This is a genomic window from Pseudomonas sp. FG13, from assembly GCF_057809755.1.
In genome coordinates, this window is sequence record NZ_JBMDKO010000004.1 from 60,001 (window position 1) to 80,919 (window position 20,919).

The window sequence follows — 20,919 nt, forward strand, 5'->3', positions numbered from 1 at the left end:
ATGAGGTAGAACATGAATCCGATGTTAGCCCTTCGCCAATACCAGAAAATTGGCGCCCAGGCGCAAACCTCCGAAGCAAGTCCCCATCGTCTGGTGCAAATGCTGATGGAGGGCGGTCTTGATCGTATCGCTCAGGCAAAGGGGGCGATGGAGCGCAAGGACATCGCCAACAAGGGCATCCTGATCAGCAAGGCCATCGGCATCATTGGCGGCCTGCGCGAGGGGCTGGACATGGAGAACCAGGCCGAGTCGGTGACCGAGTTGGATAACCTCTATGCCTACATGATCAAGCGTCTGACCGACGCCAATATCCAGACCGACCCGAAGATCCTCGACGAAGTCGCCGGTCTGCTGCGCACGGTCAAAGAAGGCTGGGACGGTATCGCCGCGCCTGGTCCGCAATTCTAAGGAGTGCTCCCCATGAGTCTTGTCTTGCAGCGAATAGAGCAAACCCGTGACGCCCTGGTCGATGCACTGGCCGAGCGTAACTGGGAGGCGATCGGTCAGTTGGACATGACGTGCCGTTCCTGCATGGAAGACGTTCTGAGCGAGTCAGAGCTGGACGAGGCGGCGTTGCGCAATAATCTTGAGGAGTTGCTGGGGGTCTACAAGCAGCTTCTTGAGGCGGCGACTGGGGAGCGTCAGGCGATAGTCGACGAGATGTCGCAAGTCCATCAAGCACAAAACGCTGCAAAGGTTTACCATCTGTTCGGTTAATGCTCAGTTAATCCGAACAAAGTGCGCCATAAATTTGACTGTGCACCGTTTTTTGACTTAACTAGTAGCTGTTTACAGATTTCAGGCGTCTACAGGCATGACAAGTCTGCAAGCGTCTAGCTTGCCCCCTAATTTCGGGCACTGAGTTGACTAGGGAAGTTGCTATTGCATGTGGCGTGAAACCAAAATTCTCCTGATCGATGACGACAGCGTCCGCCGCCGTGACCTGGCGGTGATTTTAAATTTTCTTGGCGAAGAAAATTTACCTTGCGGAAGCCATGACTGGCAGCAGGCCGTCGGCTCGCTGGCGTCCAGTCGTGAAGTCATTTGCGTCCTCATCGGGACCGTAAATGCCCCCGCAACGCTTTTGGGCTTGCTAAAGACACTCTCAACCTGGGATGAGTTCCTTCCGGTTTTGTTAATGGGCGAAAATTCTTCCCTTGACTTGCCTGAAGACCAGCGTCGCCGAGTGCTTTCCACGCTCGAAATGCCGCCCAGCTACAGCAAATTGCTCGATTCGCTGCATCGCGCCCAGGTTTACCGCGAGATGTACGATCAGGCCCGTGAGCGCGGCAGGCATCGCGAACCCAACCTTTTCCGCAGCCTCGTCGGCACCAGCCGGGCGATCCAGCACGTGCGCCAGATGATGCAGCAGGTTGCCGATACGGATGCCAGCGTGCTGATCCTGGGCGAATCGGGCACCGGCAAGGAAGTGGTTGCGCGCAATCTGCACTACCACTCCAAGCGTCGCGAAGCGCCATTCGTGCCGGTGAACTGCGGTGCAATTCCGGCCGAGTTGCTGGAAAGCGAGCTGTTCGGGCACGAGAAGGGTGCCTTCACCGGCGCGATCACCAGCCGGGCTGGGCGTTTCGAACTGGCCAACGGCGGCACGTTGTTTCTCGACGAGATCGGCGACATGCCGTTGCCGATGCAGGTCAAGCTGCTGCGGGTTCTGCAGGAGCGCACCTTCGAGCGGGTGGGCAGCAACAAGACCCAGAGCGTCGACGTGCGGATCATCGCTGCGACCCACAAGAACCTCGAGAGCATGATCGAGGTCGGCAGTTTCCGCGAAGACCTCTACTACCGCCTCAATGTATTCCCGATCGAAATGGCCCCGCTGCGTGAGCGCGTCGAGGACATTCCGCTGCTGATGAACGAGCTGATTTCGCGCATGGAGCACGAAAAGCGCGGTTCGATCCGCTTCAATTCGGCGGCGATCATGTCCCTGTGCCGTCATGGCTGGCCGGGCAACGTTCGCGAATTGGCCAACCTGGTGGAGCGCATGGCGATCATGCACCCCTATGGCGTGATCGGTGTGGCTGAGCTGCCGAAGAAATTCCGCTACGTCGACGACGAAGATGAACAAATGGTCGATACCCTGCGTAGCGACCTGGAAGAGCGCGTGGCGATCAACGGCCACACACCGGACTTCACCAGTAGTGCCTTGCTGCCGCCGGAAGGTCTGGACCTCAAGGATTACCTGGGTGGCCTGGAGCAGGGGCTTATCCAGCAGGCCCTGGACGACGCCAACGGTATCGTGGCCCGTGCAGCGGAGCGCCTGCGTATCCGTCGCACCACTCTGGTGGAGAAGATGCGCAAGTACGGCATGAGCCGTCGTGAGGGTGATGAGCAGGCGGATGATTGACGCCTGCATCATGACCGCCTGATTTTTTGTGGCGAGGGGATTTATCTCCGTCGGGGCGCAAAGCGGCCCTGTTTTTGGGGCCGCTACGACGTTTCGCTAAATCCCCTCACCACAAAATCCCCGCGACAGCTCGGCTCCTGTTTGCCACCTTCCGGCACGGCTATTGCTAAAGCTCTCTCAACAGACCGTTTAACTGACGGTCAGCCAAGCGAGAGAGTTCGATGAGCCAAGCCGCCCACGTCCAGATGTCTCCTGTCCCTGAGTCGGGGCTCATGCCGTCCGCCGAGCAGGCAAGCCGCGCTGGACTTGAGCAGGCGTTTTCGCTGTTCAACCAGATGTCCAGCCAGTTGACCGATTCCTACAGCCTGCTCGAAGCTCGGGTCACCGAACTCAAGGGCGAATTGGCGGTGGTCAGCGCCCAGCGCATGCAGGAGCTGGCGGAAAAAGAGCGCCTGGCCAACCGGCTGCAGAACCTGCTCGACCTGTTGCCTGGCGGCGTCATCGTCATCGATGCCCATGGTTTCGTCCGCGAAGCCAACCCGGCGGCCTGCGAGCTGCTTGGGTTGCCGCTCGAAGGTGAGCTGTGGCGACACGTCATCGCGCGTTGTTTTGCTCCCCGCGAGGACGATGGTCACGAAGTATCCCTCAAGGACGGCAGGCGCCTGTCCATTTCGACGCGTTCTCTGGATGCCGAACCCGGTCAGTTGGTGCTGCTCAACGACCTGACTGAAACCCGTCACTTGCAGGACCAGTTGGCTCGCCACGAACGCCTGTCCTCCCTGGGGCGCATGGTGGCATCCCTGGCTCACCAGATTCGCACGCCGCTATCCGCCGCGCTGCTGTACGCCAGTCATCTGACCGAGCAGCAGTTGCCGATGGACACCCAGCAGCGCTTCGCCGGACGCCTGAAGGAGCGCCTGCACGAACTCGAGCATCAAGTGCGGGACATGCTGGTGTTCGCCCGTGGCGAGCTGCCATTGACTGACCGCGTCACCCCGAAAGCTCTTTTGCAGTCCCTGCAGGCCGCGGCATCGACCCATGTGCAGGGGCTGCCGATCCGCTGGCAGTGCGACAGCCATGCCGGGGAAATCCTCTGCAACCGCGACACCTTGGTGGGCGCGGTATTGAACCTTATCGAGAATGCCATCCAGGCCAGCGGCGAGGATGTGCGGTTGAAGGTCCATCTGTACAGCCGCGACAACAGCTTGCGCTTGTGTGTCAGCGACAATGGTGGCGGTATCGAGCCGGCAGTGCTGGTGCGTCTCGGCGAGCCGTTCTTCACGACCAAGACCACCGGGACCGGTCTCGGCCTGACCGTGGTCAAGGCTGTGGCCCGTGCCCATCAGGGAGAATTGCAACTACGTTCGCGGCTGGGGCGTGGCACTTGCGCGTTGGTGCTCTTGCCGCTGTTTTCCGGCGCGCCGGAGGTGGAGTGAAGTCGATGGCGATCAAGGTGTTGCTGGTTGAGGATGACCGCGCCCTGCGCGAAGCGTTGGCCGACACGCTGGTGCTGGCCGGGCACGATTACGCTGCGGTCGGCTCGGCGGAGGATGCGTTGCTGGCCGTGGGCCGGGAAACCTTCAGCCTGGTGGTCAGCGATGTGAATATGCCGGGCATGGACGGCCATCAACTGCTTGGACTGTTGCGTGCGCGTCAACCTCAGTTGCCGGTCTTGCTGATGACGGCCCACGGGGCGGTCGAGCGAGCGGTGGATGCCATGCGCCAGGGCGCTGCGGACTACCTGGTCAAACCGTTCGAGCCCAAGGCGTTGCTTGATCTGGTGGCCCGTCATGCGCTGGGCGTTCCTGCGGTCGAGGGGGAGGGGCCGGTGGCGCTCGAACCGGCTAGCGCACAGTTGCTCGAATTGGCCGCGCGGGTGGCACGCAGCGATTCCACGGTGTTGATTTCCGGTGAGTCAGGTACCGGCAAGGAAGTGCTGGCGCGCTACATCCACCAGCAATCCCGTCGCGCCAACCAACCGTTCATTGCAATCAACTGTGCGGCGATTCCCGACAACATGCTCGAGGCGACGCTGTTCGGTCACGAAAAAGGCTCGTTTACCGGCGCCATTGCGGCCCAGGCCGGCAAGTTCGAGCAGGCCGACGGCGGCACCATTCTGCTCGATGAGATTTCCGAAATGCCTCTGGGTCTGCAAGCCAAGCTGCTGAGGGTGTTGCAGGAGCGGGAAGTGGAACGGGTCGGGGGACGTAAGCCCATCAGCCTGGATATTCGCGTGGTGGCGACCACCAACCGGGATCTGGCCGGTGAGGTGGCGGCAGGACGTTTTCGGGAGGACCTTTACTACCGTCTGTCGGTATTCCCCCTCGCCTGGCGTCCATTACGCGAGCGCACTGCCGATATCCTGCCGCTGGCCGAGCGTCTGCTGGCCCGGCACGTCAATAAAATGAAGCATGCGGCGGCAAGACTTTCGCCCCAGGCACAAGCCTGTCTGATTGCCTATCCCTGGCCCGGAAACGTGCGGGAGTTGGACAACGCCATTCAGCGTGCGTTGATCCTGCAACAGGGTGGTTTGATTCAGCCGGAGGATTTCTGTCTCGCAGGGCCCGTGGCGTGCGCGCCATTGCCGACGCTGGCACCAGTCCCGCTGAGGGTGGAGGTGGAAAGCGAGTCGGCTGGAGCGCTGGAAGACGACCTGCGTCGGCGCGAATTCCAGATGATCATCGATACCCTGCGCGCCGAACGCGGCCGTCGCAAGGAGGCGGCCGAGCGGCTGGGGATCAGTCCACGCACCCTGCGCTACAAACTGGCGCAGATGCGTGACGCGGGGATGGATGTCGAGGCGTATCTGTTCGCCAGTTGAGTTGTGTAAATCAGGAATGCTCCTGTGGGAGCATTTGTTTCATGTCGCCATGGAGCTGGCACCCTTGTTGCTAACACCTATGTACCCATCGAGTCAGCGTCAAAAAAACGCGGGCCGCCAGAGAGAGTAGACCATGAGCCAAGGTATTGAATTTAATCGGTTGATGCTGGATATGCGGGCCATGCAGATGGACGCGATGTCGCAGCCTAAATCGGTCGCGGTCCCCCAGGTGGGCGGCAGCAGTTTTTCCGACATGCTTGGTCAGGCCGTCAATAAAGTGAACGATACCCAGCAGGCGTCGAACCAATTAGCCAGTGCTTTTGAAATTGGCAAAAGTGGCGTCGACCTGACCGACGTAATGATCTCTTCGCAGAAAGCCACTGTCTCGTTCCAGGCGCTGACCCAGGTTCGCAACAAACTGGTCCAGGCCTACCAAGACATCATGCAGATGCCGGTCTAAGGAAACTATTGAGTCATGGCAGAAGCAGCCGTAGATAACGTTCCAGCCAAGGCCACCCCACCAGACGGCAAACCGCCGCTGTTCGGGCTGTCTTTCCTGGAAAACCTCTCCGAGATGACCATGTTGCGTCAGGTGGGCCTGTTGGTCGGCCTGGCTGCCAGCGTGGCGATTGGTTTCGCCGTGGTGCTGTGGTCCCAGCAGCCAGACTACCGTCCCCTGTACGGCAGCCTGGCGGGCATGGACGCCAAGCAAGTCATGGAAACCCTGGCTTCCGCCGACATTCCCTATACCGTCGAGCCGAACTCCGGCGCGTTGCTGGTCAAGGCCGACGACGTGTCGCGTGCGCGCCTGAAGTTGGCCGCCGCCGGCGTGACGCCGACCGATGGCAACATCGGTTTCGAAATCCTCGACAAGGACCAGGGCCTGGGCACCAGCCAGTTCATGGAAGCGACCCGTTATCGTCGCGGCCTGGAAGGCGAGCTGGCACGTACGATCTCCAGCCTGAACAACGTCAAGGGCGCCCGTGTGCACCTGGCGATTCCGAAAAGCTCGGTGTTCGTGCGCGACGAGCGCAAGCCAAGCGCGTCGGTCCTGGTTGAACTGTACCCAGGCCGCTCCCTGGAGCCAGGCCAGGTCCTCGCCATCGTCAATCTGGTGGCGACCAGCGTTCCCGAGTTGAGCAAGTCCCAGATCACCGTGGTCGACCAGAAGGGCACCTTGCTGTCTGACCAGGCGGAAAACTCCGAACTGACGATGGCCGGCAAGCAGTTCGATTACAGCCGTCGCATGGAAGGCATGCTGACCCAACGGGTGCACAACATCCTGCAACCGATCCTGGGTAACGACCGCTACAAGGCTGAAGTTTCGGCAGACGTGGATTTCAGCGCGGTCGAGTCGACGTCCGAGCAGTTCAACCCCGATCAACCGGCGTTGCGCAGCGAGCAGTCGGTGAACGAGCAGCGCACCGCCAGCAACGGCCCGCAAGGCGTGCCCGGCGCCCTGAGCAACCAGCCGCCGTCGCCGGCCAGCGCGCCGCAAACCACCGGTGGTTCCACTGCTGCCGCCGGCATGATACAGCCAGGCCAGCCGCTGGTGGACGCCAACGGCCAGCAGATCATGGACCCGGCCACCGGCCAACCGATGCTGGCGCCGTACCCGGCCGACAAGCGTCAACAATCGACCAAGAACTTCGAGCTCGACCGCTCCATCAGCCACACCAAGCAACAGCAGGGCCGTTTGACACGCCTGTCGGTTGCGGTGGTGGTGGACGACCAGGTCAAGGTCAACCCGGCCAACGGCGAAACCAGTCGTGCGCCATGGAGCGCCGACGAATTGGCGCGCTTCACTCGCCTGGTCCAGGACGCTGTCGGTTTCGACGCCAGCCGTGGCGACAGCGTCAGTGTGATCAACGTGCCGTTCTCCTCGGAGCGTGGTGAAGTCATCGCCGATATTCCGTTTTATTCGCAACCCTGGTTCTGGGATGTGGTCAAGCAGGTATTGGGCGTAGTGTTCATCCTGGTGCTGGTATTCGGCGTGCTGCGTCCGGTGCTCAACAACATTACCAATGGCGGCAAGAACAGGCAGTTGGCCGGCTTGGGCGATGTTGAGTTGGGAGGCATGGGCGGCCTGGATGGCGAATTGGCTAACGATCGCGTCAGCCTCGGCGGGCCGCAGAGCATTCTGCTGCCAAGCCCGAGCGAAGGCTATGACGCTCAGTTGAACGCCATCAAGAGTCTGGTGGCAGAAGACCCGGGTCGTGTGGCCCAGGTCGTGAAAGAGTGGATCAACGCAGATGAGTGATAATCGAGCCGCTGTTGCCAAATTGTCCCGGGTCGACAAAGCCGCGATTCTGCTGCTGTCCCTGGGCTCGACCGACGCTGCCCAGGTGTTGCGCCACATGGGGCCCAAGGAGGTCCAGCGTGTGGGCGTGGCCATGGCCCAGATGGGGAACGTGCACCGCGAGCAGGTCGAGCAGGTGATGAGCGAGTTCGTCGACATCGTTGGCGATCAGACCAGCCTGGGCGTGGGTTCCGACGATTACGTGCGCAAGATGCTCACCCAGGCCCTGGGCGAGGACAAGGCCAACGGCCTGATCGATCGGATCCTGTTGGGTGGCAACACCAGCGGCCTGGACAGCCTCAAGTGGATGGAGCCGCGGGCAGTAGCCGACGTGATCCGTTACGAGCACCCGCAGATCCAGGCAATCGTGGTGGCTTACCTCGACCCGGACCAGGCCGGTGAAGTGCTGGGCAACTTCGACCACAAGGTGCGCTTGGACATCATCTTGCGGGTGTCTTCGCTCAACACCGTGCAGCCGGCGGCCCTGAAAGAATTGAACCAGATTCTCGAGAAGCAGTTCTCGGGCAACTCCAACGCCTCGCGTACCACCCTGGGTGGCATCAAGCGCGCGGCGGACATCATGAACTTCCTCGACAGTTCGATCGAAGGTCAATTGATGGACTCGATCCGCGAGTTCGACGAAGACCTGTCCGGTCAGATCGAAGACCTCATGTTCGTGTTCAACAACCTGGCCGATGTCGACGACCGTGGCATCCAGGCGCTGTTGCGCGAAGTGTCCTCCGACGTACTGGTCCTGGCACTCAAGGGATCGGACGAAGGCGTCAAGGAGAAGATCTTCAAGAACATGTCCAAACGGGCGGCCGAACTGTTGCGCGACGACCTCGAGGCCAAGGGCCCGGTGCGCGTCAGCGACGTGGAAACCGCGCAGAAGGAAATCCTCACCATCGCCCGCCGCATGGCCGAAGCCGGAGAGATCGTGCTCGGTGGCAAGGGCGGCGAAGAGATGATCTAAGGTCGTTATGTCTGCCAAGAGTGATGATTCACCCAGCGACCTGATCCGCGCCCGGGATGTCGGTGGCTTCGACGTCTGGTCGCTGCCCAGTTTCGATCCCCACGTGCCCGAGCCTGAGCCGGAGCCCGTGGAAGAACTGCCGGAGATGGAAGAGGTGCCGCTGGAGGAAGTCCAGCCACTGACCCTCGAGGAAGTCGAAGGTATTCGCCAGGAGGCCTACAACGAAGGCTTTGCCATCGGCGAAAAGGAAGGCTTCCATAGCACCATGCTCAAGGTCCGTCAGGAAGCTGACGTGGCCTTGACGGCCAAGTTGCGAGCATTGGAATCGCTGATGCTCAACCTGTTCGATCCCATCGCCGAACAGGACACCCAGATTGAAAAATCCCTGGTGGGGCTGGTGCAACACATCGCCAGGCAGGTCATCCAGCGTGAGCTGGCCATCGATTCGAGCCAGATCGAACACGTCATGCGTGAGGCCCTCAAGCTCTTGCCGTTGGGCGTGGGCAATGTGCGGCTGTACATCAATCCCCAGGATTTCGAGCTGGTCAAAGCCCTGCGCGAGCGCCATGAGGAAACCTGGCGCATCGTCGAAGACGAAGCCTTGTTGCCGGGCGGTTGCCGTGTGGAAACCGAACACAGCCGCATCGATGCGACCGTCGAAACCCGCATCAGCCAGATCATGGCCAAGCTGTTCGACCAACTGCATGAGCAGGCCCTGCACCCGGCCGTTGCCGATATGAGCCTGGAGTTGCCGGACGAACCCCCAGCCGTTTCGCCCATCGACCCGGATGGTGCCGAGTTGATTGCTGCTGAGCCGGACGGCCGCGATGCGTCTTGAACGGACCAGCTTCGGCAAGCGCCTGGGCAGCTACGCCGAGGCCACCGAGCTGGCCGGCCAGCCGATTCTCGAAGGGCGCCTGTTGCGCATGGTCGGCCTGACCCTCGAAGCCGAGGGCCTGCGCGCCGCCATGGGCAGTCGCTGCCTGGTGATCAACGATGACAGTTACCACCCGGTGCAGGTCGAGGCCGAGGTCATGGGCTTCTCCGGTAGCAAGGTATTCCTGATGCCGGTGGGCAGTGTGGCTGGCATCGCCCCTGGCGCACGGGTGGTCCCACTGGCCGATACCGGTCGCTTGCCCATGGGCATGAGCATGCTCGGGCGGGTGCTGGACGGGGCCGGGCGGGCCCTGGATGGCAAGGGCGGGATGAAGGCCGAAGACTGGGTGCCGATGGATGGCCCGACCATCAACCCCCTCAAGCGCGACCCCATCAGCGTACCGCTGGATGTGGGCATTCGCTGCATCAACGGTTTGTTGACGGTCGGACGCGGCCAGCGCCTGGGCCTGTTCGCCGGTACTGGTGTGGGTAAGAGTGTGTTGTTGGGCATGATGACCCGCTTCACCGAAGCCGACATCATCGTGGTGGGGCTGATTGGCGAACGGGGTCGCGAGGTGAAGGAGTTCATCGAGCACATCCTCGGTGAAGAAGGCCTCAAGCGTTCTGTCGTGGTGGCATCGCCGGCGGATGATGCGCCATTGATGCGCTTGCGGGCCGCCATGTACTGCACCCGCATCGCTGAGTATTTCCGCGACAAGGGCAAGAATGTCCTGTTGTTGATGGACTCTCTGACCCGTTTTGCCCAGGCCCAGCGGGAGATCGCCCTGGCGATCGGTGAGCCGCCTGCGACCAAGGGCTATCCGCCTTCCGTGTTTGCCAAGCTGCCGAAGCTGGTGGAGCGCGCCGGCAACGCCGAGAAGGGCGGCGGGTCGATCACGGCGTTCTACACCGTGCTGTCCGAAGGCGACGATCAGCAAGACCCCATCGCCGACTCGGCGCGGGGCGTGCTCGATGGTCATATCGTGCTATCGCGGCGGCTGGCCGAAGAAGGTCATTACCCGGCCATCGACATCGAAGCGTCCATCAGCCGGGTCATGCCATCGGTCATCAGTGCCGAGCACATGAAGCGTGCCCAGCAGTTCAAGCAATACTGGTCGCGCTACCAGCAAAGCCGCGATCTGATCAGCGTCGGCGCCTATGTTCCTGGCGGCGACCGTGAAACCGATACCGCGATCAATCTCTATCCGGCGATGGCCGTCTACCTGCGCCAGAGCCTGAACGACAATATCGGCATGGGCGCCAGCGAAGCGCACCTGCAAACCATCTTCGCCCCGGTCGCCGGCGGGTAATCGGCCGTGGCCACGAGTCGTGCGGCACGCCTGGCGCCGGTGGTGGACATGGCCGAAAAGGCCGAAAAAACCGCTGTCCAGCGCCTGGCCTATTTCCAGGGGCAGGTGGCCGTCGCTGAAAGCAAGCTGGCGGACCTCGAGAATTTCCGCCTCGAATACCAGGAACAATGGATCGCTCGCGGCAGCCATGGCGTTTCCGGCCAGTGGCTGTTGGGTTACCAGGGCTTCCTTGCGCAGTTGGGTACCGCCATCGACCAGCAGCGCCAGAGCCTGGTCTGGCACCAGAACAATCTGGAGAAGGCGCGTCAGAGCTGGCAAGAAGCCTTTGCCCGGGTAGAGGGACTGCGTAAACTGGTGCAGCGCTATATCGATGAGGCGAGGCAACTGGAGGATAAGCGCGAGCAAAAACTGCTGGATGAATTATCCCAGCGCCTGCCACGCCAGGATTCGTTCTGAGGTGAAGTCGGGATTTTGTCGGTTGGATGAGCCAAAACCTTGCTCAGTCCTTTACCAGATGCTAAACCTTGTACACGTATGTCCATGACAGGGAAGCCAACTATGTCAGTCGTTACCGAAGTATCCGATGATGGGAAGAAGCTGACGATTTCGATCAAGGGTCGATTCGATTTCGGACGGCATCAGGAATTTCGCGAGTCCTACGAAAAGCTCAACCGCAAGCCTGAAACCTACGTCGTGGACCTGAAGGACACCACCTACCTCGACAGCTCTGCGCTGGGCATGCTGCTCTTGCTCCGTGATCATGCCGGTGGCGAAGACGCCGACGTGAATGTCACCAACTGCGGCGCGGACGTGCGCAAGATTCTCGCGATATCCAATTTCGACAAGCTGTTCGATATCGACGGCCCGAAAGACGACAGGTCGGAGAAAGACAAGTCGCATGCAGGACACGCCCATCAAGACAAGTTCCATCCGGGCAAAGCCTGATCGACAGCCATGTTGTCCGATCTGGAATCGCTGACGATCCTGATTGCCGAAGACAGTGCCGCTGACCGACTGCTGTTGTCGACCATTGTCCGCCGTCAGGGCCATCACGTGCTCACCGCAGCCGATGGTGCCGAGGCGGTCGAAATCTATACGGAGCAACATCCGCACCTGGTGCTGATGGATGCAATGATGCCGATCATGGACGGATTCGAGGCAGCGCAAAAGATCAAGCAGTTGGCCGGCGACCAGCTGGTGCCGATCATTTTCCTCACGTCGTTGACTGAAAGCGAAGGCTTGGCCCGTTGCCTGGAGGCCGGCGGTGACGATTTCCTGGCCAAACCCTACAACCAGGTGATCCTGGCCGCCAAGATCAAGGCCATGGACCGCTTGCGTCGGTTGCAGGCCACGGTTGTGGAGCAACGCGACCAGATTTCCCGCCATCACGATTACCTGCTCAACGAGCAGCGGGTCGCCAAGGCCGTGTTCGACAAGATCGCCCATTCCGGCTGCCTGAGCGCGCCGAATATCCGTTACCTGCAATCGCCCTATGCCCTGTTCAACGGCGATCTGCTGCTCGCCGCGTTCAATCCGGCCGGTGACATGCACGTCCTGCTGGGGGATTTCACCGGACACGGTCTGCCGGCGGCGGTCGGTGCGATGCCGCTGGCGGAAGTGTTCTACGGGATGACCGCCAAAGGCTATGGCCTGGCGCAGATCCTGCGCGAAATGAACGCCAAGCTCAAACGTATCCTGCCGGTGGACATGTTCTGTTGCGCGACACTGCTCTGCCTGGGCTTCCAGCGTTGCACGGTGGAAATCTGGAATGGCGGCATGCCCGACGGGTACTTGCATGACGGTCTCACGGGCGTGCGCACGCCGCTGCCAGCAAGACACTTGCCCTTGGGTGTGCTCACGCCTCAACTATTCGATGATCGTACCGAAGTGCATCCCATGGCGGTGGGTGACCGGGTGTTCCTGTTGTCCGACGGTGTGATCGACACCAGCAATGACGATGACCAGTTGTTCGGTGTGGAGCGCTTGCAGCAGGTGTTTGCCGCCAACCGCGAGCCCGATTGTCTTTTCGAAGATATCCAGCAGGCCCTGCGGGACTTTCGCGGGGAGGCCCGCGACGATTTCAGCATGGTCGAAGTGCGGATGGTCGCGCCGACGCAACTCAACCCGCCGCCACCTGTCTATTCCGATAGCGGCCAGTCCAGCCCGCTGGACTGGTCGGTGAGTTTCGAGTTTCGGGCCCAGACGCTCAAGCGCTTCAACCCGATGCCGTACCTGCTGCAATTGCTGCTTGAAGTGCATGGGCTCAGGGCTCAGAGTGGCGCGCTTTACAGCGTACTTTCGGAGCTCTATTCCAATGCCCTGGAGCATGGGGTACTGGGGCTCGATTCGAGCATCAAGCGCGACGCGTCGGGCTTTGCGCGCTATTACATGGAGCGCAGTACCCGGCTGGATGAACTGGATGCCGGTCACATTCGGGTACACTTGCATGTCACGCCTCACGGCGATGGTGGTCGCCTGGTGATCGAGGTCGAAGACAGCGGTGAGGGCTTCGATGTCGCCCGTGTCATGGCTCGGCCGCTGGACCGTGATCGGTTGTCGGGACGTGGTGTTAGCCTGGTGCGTCAGTTGAGTCACCAGGCCTGTTGGTCAGACGATGGTCGTAGTGTCCGCGTGGAGTTTTTCTGGGAGGCTCTGGCATAATCCGCGCCACTCTTGATCAGGGAGCGAACAAGTGAACGAGATTCATCTGGACCGCGACGTGCTCAGCACGTTGAAAGAAGTCATGGAGGAGGGGTATCTGGAGCTGCTGGATACGTTTCTCAACGACTCCGAAGCGCGCCTGCGTGTGCTGCATGAGGCCCGCGACGCCGAAAAACTGAGCGCCACCGCCCACAGCTTCAAAGGCAGCAGCAGCAACATGGGGGCCATCCGCCTGGCCGAACTGTGCGGTGAGCTGGAACAGCGTGCCAAACAGCCCTCCCTGGGTGGCATCGAGAAACTGGTCAGCGAAATCGACAGCGAATTTGCCCATGTCCGAAATCTTTGCAGGGAAGAGCGCGAAGGCTTTCACTGCTGAGTGTTGACCTGCCAGGCATCGCCTCTTTCCAGACGTTGGCCCGCCCCTTGCATTGTCCAGTCTCGACTGTACCTATGATTTCAGTGCAGCGGAGACCTTTTTATGCCCGTTACGCCCAATACACTGCTTCAGGCCACTACCCAGGCCAAGCCGCAGACCGCCGTCAATCCGCCGGCAGCGGCTCCGGACCTTGGTAATAGAGCCTCCAGCTTCGCGCAGGTCTTCGCCCAGCAAGCCCCTGTCAAATCCTCGTCGGCCCCTGAGCCTGCGATGAAGCCGGTGCGCGACAAGACGCCCGACAGCAGCGTCAAAAAGGACGCCAGCGATGAAACGGCTGCCGCCCCGGAGCCGACCGTTGCCGATAGCGGCAAACCCTTGCCCGCCGACAAGCCGGTCAAGGCCGATGACACGGCAGACAATGACGCCGATGCCGACAGCGAAACCGAGACCCCGGTAGCGGACGCGACCCCTGCCGATCCTGTCGTCGACCCGATGGTGCCGCCGGACGCGGCTGTGCCTGCGGTTCAAGTCGATGTGGCGCCCACCCCTGTGGTGGACCCCGCGACTGTTCCGCAAGTAGTCGCTGCGGTGGCGACCCCGGTCGTGCCACTGGCACCGGTAGCCCAGGCCGCGCCGCCGGCGGATCCGAAGTTCGACCCCGAGGCCGATCCGCTCGACGCCATGCCGGCGTTGCGACTGGCGATGGAGCAGGGCGGCCACGTTTCCGCCACCAGCCAGGCCAAGACCACTGCCCCGGTTCCGCTCGACGGTGAGCCGACCTCGGCCCAGACGTTCGCCGCCGGCATGGCGAGCATGCTCACCGTGCAAGCCGACCAGAACAGTACCGGCCCTGGCAGCCAGGGTGGGGAAAAGGCATTCAGTGGTCTGATCGGCGAGGGGCTCAAGGATCTGGGCGCGGCTTCCAGTGACACCCGCGTGGATGATTTCGCCAACCGCCTGGCGGCCCTCACCCAGGCCGCTACGCCCAAGACCGCCAATGCGGTGCCGGTCAACCAACCCATCGCCATGAATCAGAATGGCTGGACCGAAGAAGTGGTCAACCGGGTGATGTACCTGTCGAGCGCCAATCTCAAGGCGGCCGACATCCAGTTGCAGCCCGCCGAACTCGGGCGGCTGGACATCCGGGTAAACATGATGCCGGATCAACAGACCCAGGTGACCTTCATGAGTGCCCACTCCGGCGTTCGCGAAGCCCTCGAAGGCCAGTTGCATCGCCTGCGGGACAGTTTCGCCCAGCAGGGCATGGGGCAGGTCGATGTCAACGTGTCCGATCAGTCCCGTGGCTCACAGAACCAGAACCAGCAGGCGCAGCAGCAGGCCCAGACCGGACGGACGTCTTCTTCCGGCGGGCGAGTGGATTCGGCAGACGAGCATCTGCCGGCCAGTGTCGCTGAGGTGGCGGCCACCACCACCAGCGTCATCGGTACCAGCGCGGTCGATTACTACGCCTGACCGGGCACATCACACACCTTGTGGGAGCGAGCCTGCTCGCGAAGGCGGTGGATCAGTTGAACATGAGTCGACTGACACACCGCCATCGCGAGCAGGCTCGCTCCCACAGTTGTTTTCGGGTGTCGCAAATTATTTCTGGCATAACACTTGCTCCTGCCTTGCCATGCAACCGTAAACCCCCCGATTAGTGACGGATTATTGGCATGGCGAAGAGCGAAGCAGCAGCTGTAAAAGACCCCGCAACCAAAGGCAAGCTCAAGATGATCATCCTGATCGTTGTGGGTTTGCTCCTGGCGATCGGTGTGTCCGTGGGGGCGACCTGGTATTTCATGCACAGCGCTCAAAGCAAGCCTGCGGCGGCGGTCGAAGCTACGCCGGTGGGCAAGCAGCCGGCGATTTTCGAGCCCATGGCACCGGCCTTCGTCGCCAACTACACCCAAAATGGCCGTCAACGCTACATGCAGGTCAGCATCACCTTGCTGGGGCGCAACCAGGCTGATCTGGAAGCGCTGCGGGTGCACATGCCGCTGATCCGCAACAATCTGGTGATGCTGTTCTCCGGACAGAATTTCGACACCCTCGCCACTCCCGTCGGCCAGGAAATGCTCCGTCAGAAAGCCACGGCCAGCGTGCAGGAAGTGGCGCAGAAGGAGCTCGGCAAAGTGGTGATCGAACAGTTGCTCTTCACTAACTTCGTATTGCAGTAGGAACCCGCCATGGCCGTGCAGGACCTGTTGTCCCAGGACGAAATCGACGCGTTGTTGCATGGTGTCGACGACGGCCTGGTGCAGACCGAAAACGCTGCTGAACCGGGCAGCGTCAAAAGCTACGACCTGACCAGCCAGGATCGCATCGTTCGCGGACGCATGCCGACCCTGGAAATGATCAACGAACGTTTCGCCCGTTACACCCGCATCAGCATGTTCAACATGCTGCGTCGTTCGGCCGATGTGGCGGTCGGTGGTGTGCAGGTGATGAAGTTCGGGGAATACGTGCACTCGCTGTATGTGCCCACCAGCCTCAACCTGGTGAAGATCAAGCCGTTGCGCGGCACCGCGTTGTTCATCCTCGATGCCAAGCTGGTATTCAAGCTGGTGGACAACTTCTTCGGCGGTGACGGTCGTCACGCCAAGATCGAGGGTCGAGAGTTCACCCCGACCGAGCTGCGGGTCGTGCGCATGGTGCTGGAGCAGGCTTTCGTCGACCTGAAGGAAGCCTGGCAGGCGATCATGGAAGTGAACTTCGAGTACATCAACTCGGAAGTGAACCCGGCCATGGCCAACATCGTCGGTCCGAGCGAAGCCATCGTGGTATCGACCTTCCACATCGAGCTCGATGGCGGCGGCGGGGACCTGCACGTGACCATGCCGTACTCGATGATCGAGCCGGTGCGCGAAATGCTCGACGCCGGTTTCCAATCCGATCTCGACGATCAGGACGAGCGCTGGATCAACGCCTTGCGCCAGGACGTGCTGGATGTCGACGTGCCGATCGGTGCGACGGTTGCCCGGCGCCAATTGCGCCTGCGGGACATCCTGCACATGCAGCCGGGGGACATCATTCCGGTCGAAATGCCGGAAGACATGATCATGCGTGCCAATGGCGTACCGGCCTTCAAGGTCAAGATGGGCTCTCACAAAGGCAACCTGGCGTTGCAGGTGATCGAGCCGATCGAACGACGTTGAGCAAGGTCGAACGCTGTAGTTTGTAGCTGAATTTACGTTTTCAACTGATTTTTGCCCGCCGAGGACAAATGATGGCTAATGATATGAACAACCAGGACGACCAGTCGCTGGCTGACGAATGGGCTGCCGCCCTGGAAGAAGCCGGTGAAACCGGACAGGACGACATCGACGCCTTGCTGGCTGCGGACACCGGTGCTCATGCGTCCAATCGCCTGCAAATGGAAGAGTTTGGCAGCGTGCCGAAAAGCAATGAGCAGGTAACGCTGGACGGGCCGAACCTGGACGTGATTCTCGACATCCCCGTGTCGATTTCCATGGAAGTGGGGAGCACCGACATCAACATCCGCAACCTGCTGCAACTCAACCAGGGTTCGGTGATCGAGCTGGATCGCCTGGCGGGTGAACCGCTGGACGTACTGGTCAACGGCACCCTGATCGCCCATGGCGAAGTGGTGGTGGTCAACGAGAAGTTCGGCATTCGCCTGACGGACGTGATCAGCCCGAGCGAACGCATCAAGAAGCTGCGCTGAGTGAAAGGTCTTTTCGCTACCGCCCTGATGTTGCCATTCAGTGTCATGGCGGCCGAGCCCGCGAGCACCGCGGCCGCTGTGTCGACGGCCGGCAGTGGCCTGGCCGGTCAATTGGCGCAGTTGGTGCTCGGCCTGTTGCTGGTGCTAGGGGTGATCTTCCTGCTGGCCTGGCTGCTGCGGCGCGTGCAGCAGGCGGGCCCTACTGGCAAGGGCCAGGTCATCGACATCGTTGGCTCCCGTGCGCTCGGCCCGCGGGATCGGCTGGTGCTGGTGCAGGTCGGTAACGAGCAGATCCTGCTGGGCCTGAGTCCGGGCACCATTACTGCCTTGCATGTCCTCAAGGAGCCGGTGCAGGTGCCTGCCACCGACCAGGCGACCCCCGAGTTTGCCCAGCGCCTCATGGAACTGCTGGGTAAAGACCAGAAGGATAAGAAGTAATGCCGTTGCGCATTCTGTTGGCGTTGGCCTTGATGGTGGCCGCGCCGTTGGCGTTCGCCGCCGATCCGCTGTCGATTCCGGCCATCACCCTCGGTACCAATGCCCAAGGGGCCCAGGAATATTCGGTCAGCCTGCAGATTCTGCTGATCATGACCGCGCTGAGTTTCATCCCGGCGTTCGTCATGTTGATGACCAGTTTCACCCGGATCATCATCGTCTTTTCGATCCTGCGCCAGGCCCTGGGCTTGCAGCAGACGCCGTCGAACCAGATCCTCACCGGCATGGCGCTGTTCCTGACCATGTTCATCATGGCGCCGGTGTTCGACCGGGTGAACCAGGATGCGCTGCAACCTTACCTGGCGGAAAAGATCACCGCCCAGGACGCCGTGGCCAAGGCTGAAGTGCCGATCAAGGACTTCATGCTGGCCCAGACCCGCAGCAGCGACCTGGAGCTGTTCATGCGCCTGTCCAAGCGCACCGACATCCCCAGTGCCGATCAGGCACCGCTGACCATCCTGGTGCCGGCGTTCGTGACCTCCGAACTGAAAACTGCATTCCAGATCGGTTTCATGATTTTCATCCCGTTCCTGATCATCGACCTGGTGGTCGCCAGCGTGCTCATGGCGATGGGTATGATGATGCTGTCGCCGCTGATCATTTCGCTGCCGTTCAAGATCATGCTGTTCGTCCTGGTGGATGGCTGGGCGTTGATCATCGGCACCCTGGCGGGCAGTTTTGGCGGTGTTTAGACCATTTGCAGGTAGGGCGATATGACTCCTGAAGTAGCGGTAGACCTGTTCCGCGAGGCGCTCTGGTTGACGACCGTGATGGTCGCCATCCTGGTGATTCCCAGCCTGCTGGTGGGCCTGCTGGTGGCAATGTTCCAGGCCGCCACCCAGATCAACGAACAAACCCTGAGCTTCCTGCCGCGCCTGCTGGTCATGCTGGTCACGCTGATCGTCTCCGGGCCCTGGCTGGTGCAGACCTTCATGGAATACATCCTGCGGCTGTACGGCAGTATTCCGCAGTTGATCGGCTGACCCGATGTCGATGCTCGCGCTGACAGACACCCAGATCGGCTCCTGGGTAGCGGCTTTCGTCTTGCCGTTGTTTCGCGTCACTGCCGTGTTGATGAGCATGCCGGTCTTCGGTACGACCCTGGTGCCGAGGCGGGTGCGCCTGTATTTCGCCCTGGCAATCACGGTGGTCATCGCACCCGGGTTGCCACCGATGCCGCCGGTTCATGCCCTGGACCTCAGTGCATTGATGCTGGTGGCCGAGCAGATCCTCATCGGCACCTTGATGGGATTTTAGCTGCAACTGTTCTTCCAGGCGTTCGTGGTGGCCGGGCAAATCATTTCGATCCAGATGGGCATGGCTTTCGCGTCCATGATCGACCCCACGAACGGCGTGAACACGGCGGTGATCGGTCAGTTCCTGACAATGCTGGTGACGCTGCTGTTTCTCGCCATGAACGGACACCTGGTGGTATTCGAGGTGCTGACCGAGAGTTTCACCACGATGCCGGTGGGCAGTGCGCTGCTGGTCAATCATTTCTGGGAGGTTGCCGGCAAGCTGGGCTGGGTCCTGGGGGCGGCGATGGTGTTGGTGCTGCCTGCGATCACGGCATTGCTGGTGGTCAACATTGCATTTGGCGTGATGACCCGGGCGGCGCCGCAGCTGAACATTTTTTCCATCGGCTTTCCGCTGACCCTTGTGCTGGGCATGGTGATTTTCTGGGTCAGCCTGGGGGATATCCTCAATCAGTACCAGCCGCTGGCTACCCAGGCCTTGCAGCTGCTACGCGACATGGCACAGGCGCGCTGAACCATGGCCGAGAGCGAGAGTGGCCAGGACAAGACAGAAGACCCCACGGACAAGCGCAGGCGCGAATCCCGGGAGAAGGGCGAGATCGCGCGCTCCAAGGAGCTCAATACCCTTGTGGTGATGCTGGCGGGCGCTGGCGGGCTGCTGATCTATGGCGGTGGATTGGCCCTGGACCTGCTGGAAATCATGCGCCTGAATTTCTCCCTGCCCCGTGAGGTGCTGCTCAGTCCGGGCGCCATGGCGCAGTACCTGTTGCACTCGGGCAAGATCGCGATCATGGCGGTACAGCCGGTCCTGATCTTTTTGCTGCTGGCGGCTTTCCTTGGCCCGATTTCCCTGGGGGGATGGTTGTTCGCAGCGGGCAGTCTGGCCCCCAAGTTCAGTCGGATGAATCCGTTGGCGGGCCTCAAGCGCATGTTTTCCCCTTCGGCCCTGATGGAGCTGCTCAAGGCCTTCGGGAAATTTTTGCTGGTCCTGTCCGTGGCTTTGGCGGTGTTGTATTCGGACATTGACGATGTGCTGCGCATCGCCCATGAACCGTTGGAGCAGGCCATCATGCACAGCGTGCAATTGGTGGGGTGGAGCACCTTGTGGATGGCTTGCGGGCTGATCCTGATCGCAGCCATCGATGTGCCGATCCAGCTCTATCAGAGCAAGCAGAAGCTGATGATGACCAAGCAGGAGGTTCGCGACGAGTACAAGGAGCAGGAGGGCAAGCCGGAGGTCAAGCAGCGGATTCGCCAGTTGCAACATGAGGTGTCCCAGCGGCGGATGATGGCGGCGATCCCGACGGCCGATGTGGTCATCACCAACCCGACCCACTACGCCGTGGCGCTCAAGTACGACCCGGACAAAGGCAACGCTCCGGTGTTGCTGGCCAAGGGCAGTGATTTCCTGGCGCTGAAGATCCGAGAGATTGCCGTGGCCAATGAAGTGATGCTGCTGGAGTCACCCGCCCTGGCGCGGTCGATCTATTACTCCACCGAACTCGACCAGGAGATTCCTGGAGGGCTGTATCTGGCGGTGGCCCAGGTGCTTGCCTATGTCTACCAGATCCGCCAGCACCGCGCCGGCAAGGGCAAGCGTCCCGATCCGCTCAAGGACCTGCCGATCCCGCCGGATCTGCGCCGCGATCCAGAATAAGGTGTGCGCCAGGTCCTGCTGGTGACAGAACCTGTGGGAGCGAGCCTGCTCGCGATAGCGGCCTTTCAGTCAATTCCGTCATCGCTGAACTCCCGCTATCGCGAGCAGGCTCGCTCCCACAGGGTCCTTATTTCTGCTCCCGGGC

Annotated in this window: 21 protein-coding genes and 2 pseudogenes; all 23 read left to right on the plus strand. The window is 61.1% G+C overall.

All coding sequences use genetic code 11. The annotated features are described in order from the left end of the window. Positions 1 to 12: 12 nt before the first annotated feature. The 23 genes and pseudogenes from fliS to flhB all read left to right on the plus strand — a co-directional run bounded on the left by fliS (position 13) and on the right by flhB (position 20,774). Positions 13 to 408 (plus strand): flagellar export chaperone FliS, encoded by a 396-nt coding sequence (gene fliS / locus ACODTO_RS05465; protein ID WP_041020338.1) that lies wholly within the window; start codon positions 13 to 15, stop codon positions 406 to 408. 12 nt (positions 409 to 420) lie between these two features. After that, positions 421 to 717 carry a flagellar protein FliT gene (fliT, locus tag ACODTO_RS05470; protein WP_041020339.1) on the plus strand — a complete coding sequence of 99 codons (297 nt, stop codon included), beginning with the start codon at positions 421 to 423 and terminating at the stop codon, positions 715 to 717. A gap of 169 nt (positions 718 to 886) precedes the next feature. Next, entirely contained in the window at positions 887 to 2,362 is a 1,476-nt protein-coding gene (locus ACODTO_RS05475; RefSeq protein ID WP_047701651.1) for a sigma-54 dependent transcriptional regulator, read from the plus strand. Positions 2,363 to 2,607: 245 nt separating this feature from the next. After that, positions 2,608 to 3,798 (plus strand): sensor histidine kinase, encoded by a 1,191-nt coding sequence (locus ACODTO_RS05480; protein ID WP_175362516.1) that lies wholly within the window; start codon positions 2,608 to 2,610, stop codon positions 3,796 to 3,798. 5 nt (positions 3,799 to 3,803) lie between these two features. Continuing rightward, entirely contained in the window at positions 3,804 to 5,183 is a 1,380-nt protein-coding gene (locus tag ACODTO_RS05485; protein WP_139647231.1) for a sigma-54-dependent transcriptional regulator, read from the plus strand. A gap of 133 nt (positions 5,184 to 5,316) precedes the next feature. Continuing rightward, positions 5,317 to 5,643: a flagellar hook-basal body complex protein FliE gene (gene fliE, locus ACODTO_RS05490; protein WP_041020343.1), complete on the plus strand. Its 327-nt coding sequence runs from the start codon at positions 5,317 to 5,319 to the stop codon at positions 5,641 to 5,643. 15 nt (positions 5,644 to 5,658) lie between these two features. Further along, positions 5,659 to 7,443: a flagellar basal-body MS-ring/collar protein FliF gene (gene fliF, locus ACODTO_RS05495; RefSeq protein WP_139647229.1), complete on the plus strand. Its 1,785-nt coding sequence runs from the start codon at positions 5,659 to 5,661 to the stop codon at positions 7,441 to 7,443. Further along, complete coding sequence (gene fliG, locus ACODTO_RS05500; RefSeq protein ID WP_024778656.1) at positions 7,436 to 8,455, plus strand: flagellar motor switch protein FliG; 1,020 nt, start codon at positions 7,436 to 7,438, stop codon at positions 8,453 to 8,455. Before fliF ends, fliG begins: the two co-directional genes overlap by 8 nt. Positions 8,456 to 8,462: 7 nt before the next feature. After that, positions 8,463 to 9,293, plus strand: coding sequence for a flagellar assembly protein FliH (gene fliH / locus ACODTO_RS05505; RefSeq protein ID WP_139647226.1), 831 nt, complete (start codon positions 8,463 to 8,465; stop codon positions 9,291 to 9,293). Then, a complete protein-coding gene (gene fliI / locus ACODTO_RS05510) occupies positions 9,283 to 10,641 on the plus strand; it encodes a flagellar protein export ATPase FliI (RefSeq protein WP_041020346.1) in 1,359 nt (452 codons plus the stop codon). The genes fliH and fliI overlap by 11 nt, the downstream gene beginning before the upstream one ends. Before the next feature lie 6 nt (positions 10,642 to 10,647). Then, positions 10,648 to 11,097 (plus strand): flagellar export protein FliJ, encoded by a 450-nt coding sequence (fliJ, locus tag ACODTO_RS05515; RefSeq protein ID WP_041020347.1) that lies wholly within the window; start codon positions 10,648 to 10,650, stop codon positions 11,095 to 11,097. 102 nt (positions 11,098 to 11,199) lie between these two features. Further along, positions 11,200 to 11,499, plus strand: a pseudogene (locus ACODTO_RS05520) (STAS domain-containing protein); the annotation flags it as partial. Positions 11,500 to 11,595: 96 nt separating this feature from the next. Continuing rightward, positions 11,596 to 13,302 (plus strand): ATP-binding SpoIIE family protein phosphatase, encoded by a 1,707-nt coding sequence (locus tag ACODTO_RS05525; protein ID WP_489106069.1) that lies wholly within the window; start codon positions 11,596 to 11,598, stop codon positions 13,300 to 13,302. 31 nt (positions 13,303 to 13,333) lie between these two features. Beyond that, entirely contained in the window at positions 13,334 to 13,678 is a 345-nt protein-coding gene (locus tag ACODTO_RS05530; protein WP_139647220.1) for an Hpt domain-containing protein, read from the plus strand. Between the two features lie 102 nt (positions 13,679 to 13,780). Then, positions 13,781 to 15,151, plus strand: coding sequence for a flagellar hook-length control protein FliK (locus tag ACODTO_RS05535; RefSeq protein ID WP_489106070.1), 1,371 nt, complete (start codon positions 13,781 to 13,783; stop codon positions 15,149 to 15,151). A gap of 203 nt (positions 15,152 to 15,354) precedes the next feature. After that, entirely contained in the window at positions 15,355 to 15,858 is a 504-nt protein-coding gene (fliL, locus tag ACODTO_RS05540; protein WP_139647216.1) for a flagellar basal body-associated protein FliL, read from the plus strand. A gap of 9 nt (positions 15,859 to 15,867) precedes the next feature. Then, positions 15,868 to 16,836 (plus strand): flagellar motor switch protein FliM, encoded by a 969-nt coding sequence (gene fliM, locus ACODTO_RS05545; RefSeq protein ID WP_003184019.1) that lies wholly within the window; start codon positions 15,868 to 15,870, stop codon positions 16,834 to 16,836. A gap of 71 nt (positions 16,837 to 16,907) precedes the next feature. Continuing rightward, positions 16,908 to 17,366, plus strand: coding sequence for a flagellar motor switch protein FliN (fliN, locus tag ACODTO_RS05550; protein ID WP_041020352.1), 459 nt, complete (start codon positions 16,908 to 16,910; stop codon positions 17,364 to 17,366). A gap of 27 nt (positions 17,367 to 17,393) precedes the next feature. Continuing rightward, positions 17,394 to 17,804, plus strand: a complete 411-nt coding sequence (gene fliO, locus ACODTO_RS05555) for a flagellar biosynthetic protein FliO (protein ID WP_139647316.1) — start codon at positions 17,394 to 17,396, stop codon at positions 17,802 to 17,804. After that, positions 17,804 to 18,553, plus strand: a complete 750-nt coding sequence (fliP, locus tag ACODTO_RS05560) for a flagellar type III secretion system pore protein FliP (RefSeq protein WP_139647214.1) — start codon at positions 17,804 to 17,806, stop codon at positions 18,551 to 18,553. The genes fliO and fliP overlap by 1 nt, the downstream gene beginning before the upstream one ends. A 21-nt stretch (positions 18,554 to 18,574) precedes the next feature. Next, positions 18,575 to 18,844 carry a flagellar biosynthesis protein FliQ gene (gene fliQ / locus ACODTO_RS05565; protein ID WP_139647212.1) on the plus strand — a complete coding sequence of 90 codons (270 nt, stop codon included), beginning with the start codon at positions 18,575 to 18,577 and terminating at the stop codon, positions 18,842 to 18,844. A 4-nt stretch (positions 18,845 to 18,848) separates the two neighbouring features. After that, positions 18,849 to 19,631, plus strand: a pseudogene (gene fliR, locus ACODTO_RS05570) (flagellar biosynthetic protein FliR). Between the two features lie 3 nt (positions 19,632 to 19,634). Next, positions 19,635 to 20,774 (plus strand): flagellar biosynthesis protein FlhB, encoded by a 1,140-nt coding sequence (flhB, locus tag ACODTO_RS05575; RefSeq protein ID WP_139647208.1) that lies wholly within the window; start codon positions 19,635 to 19,637, stop codon positions 20,772 to 20,774. The last annotated feature ends 145 nt before the right edge of the window (positions 20,775 to 20,919 follow it).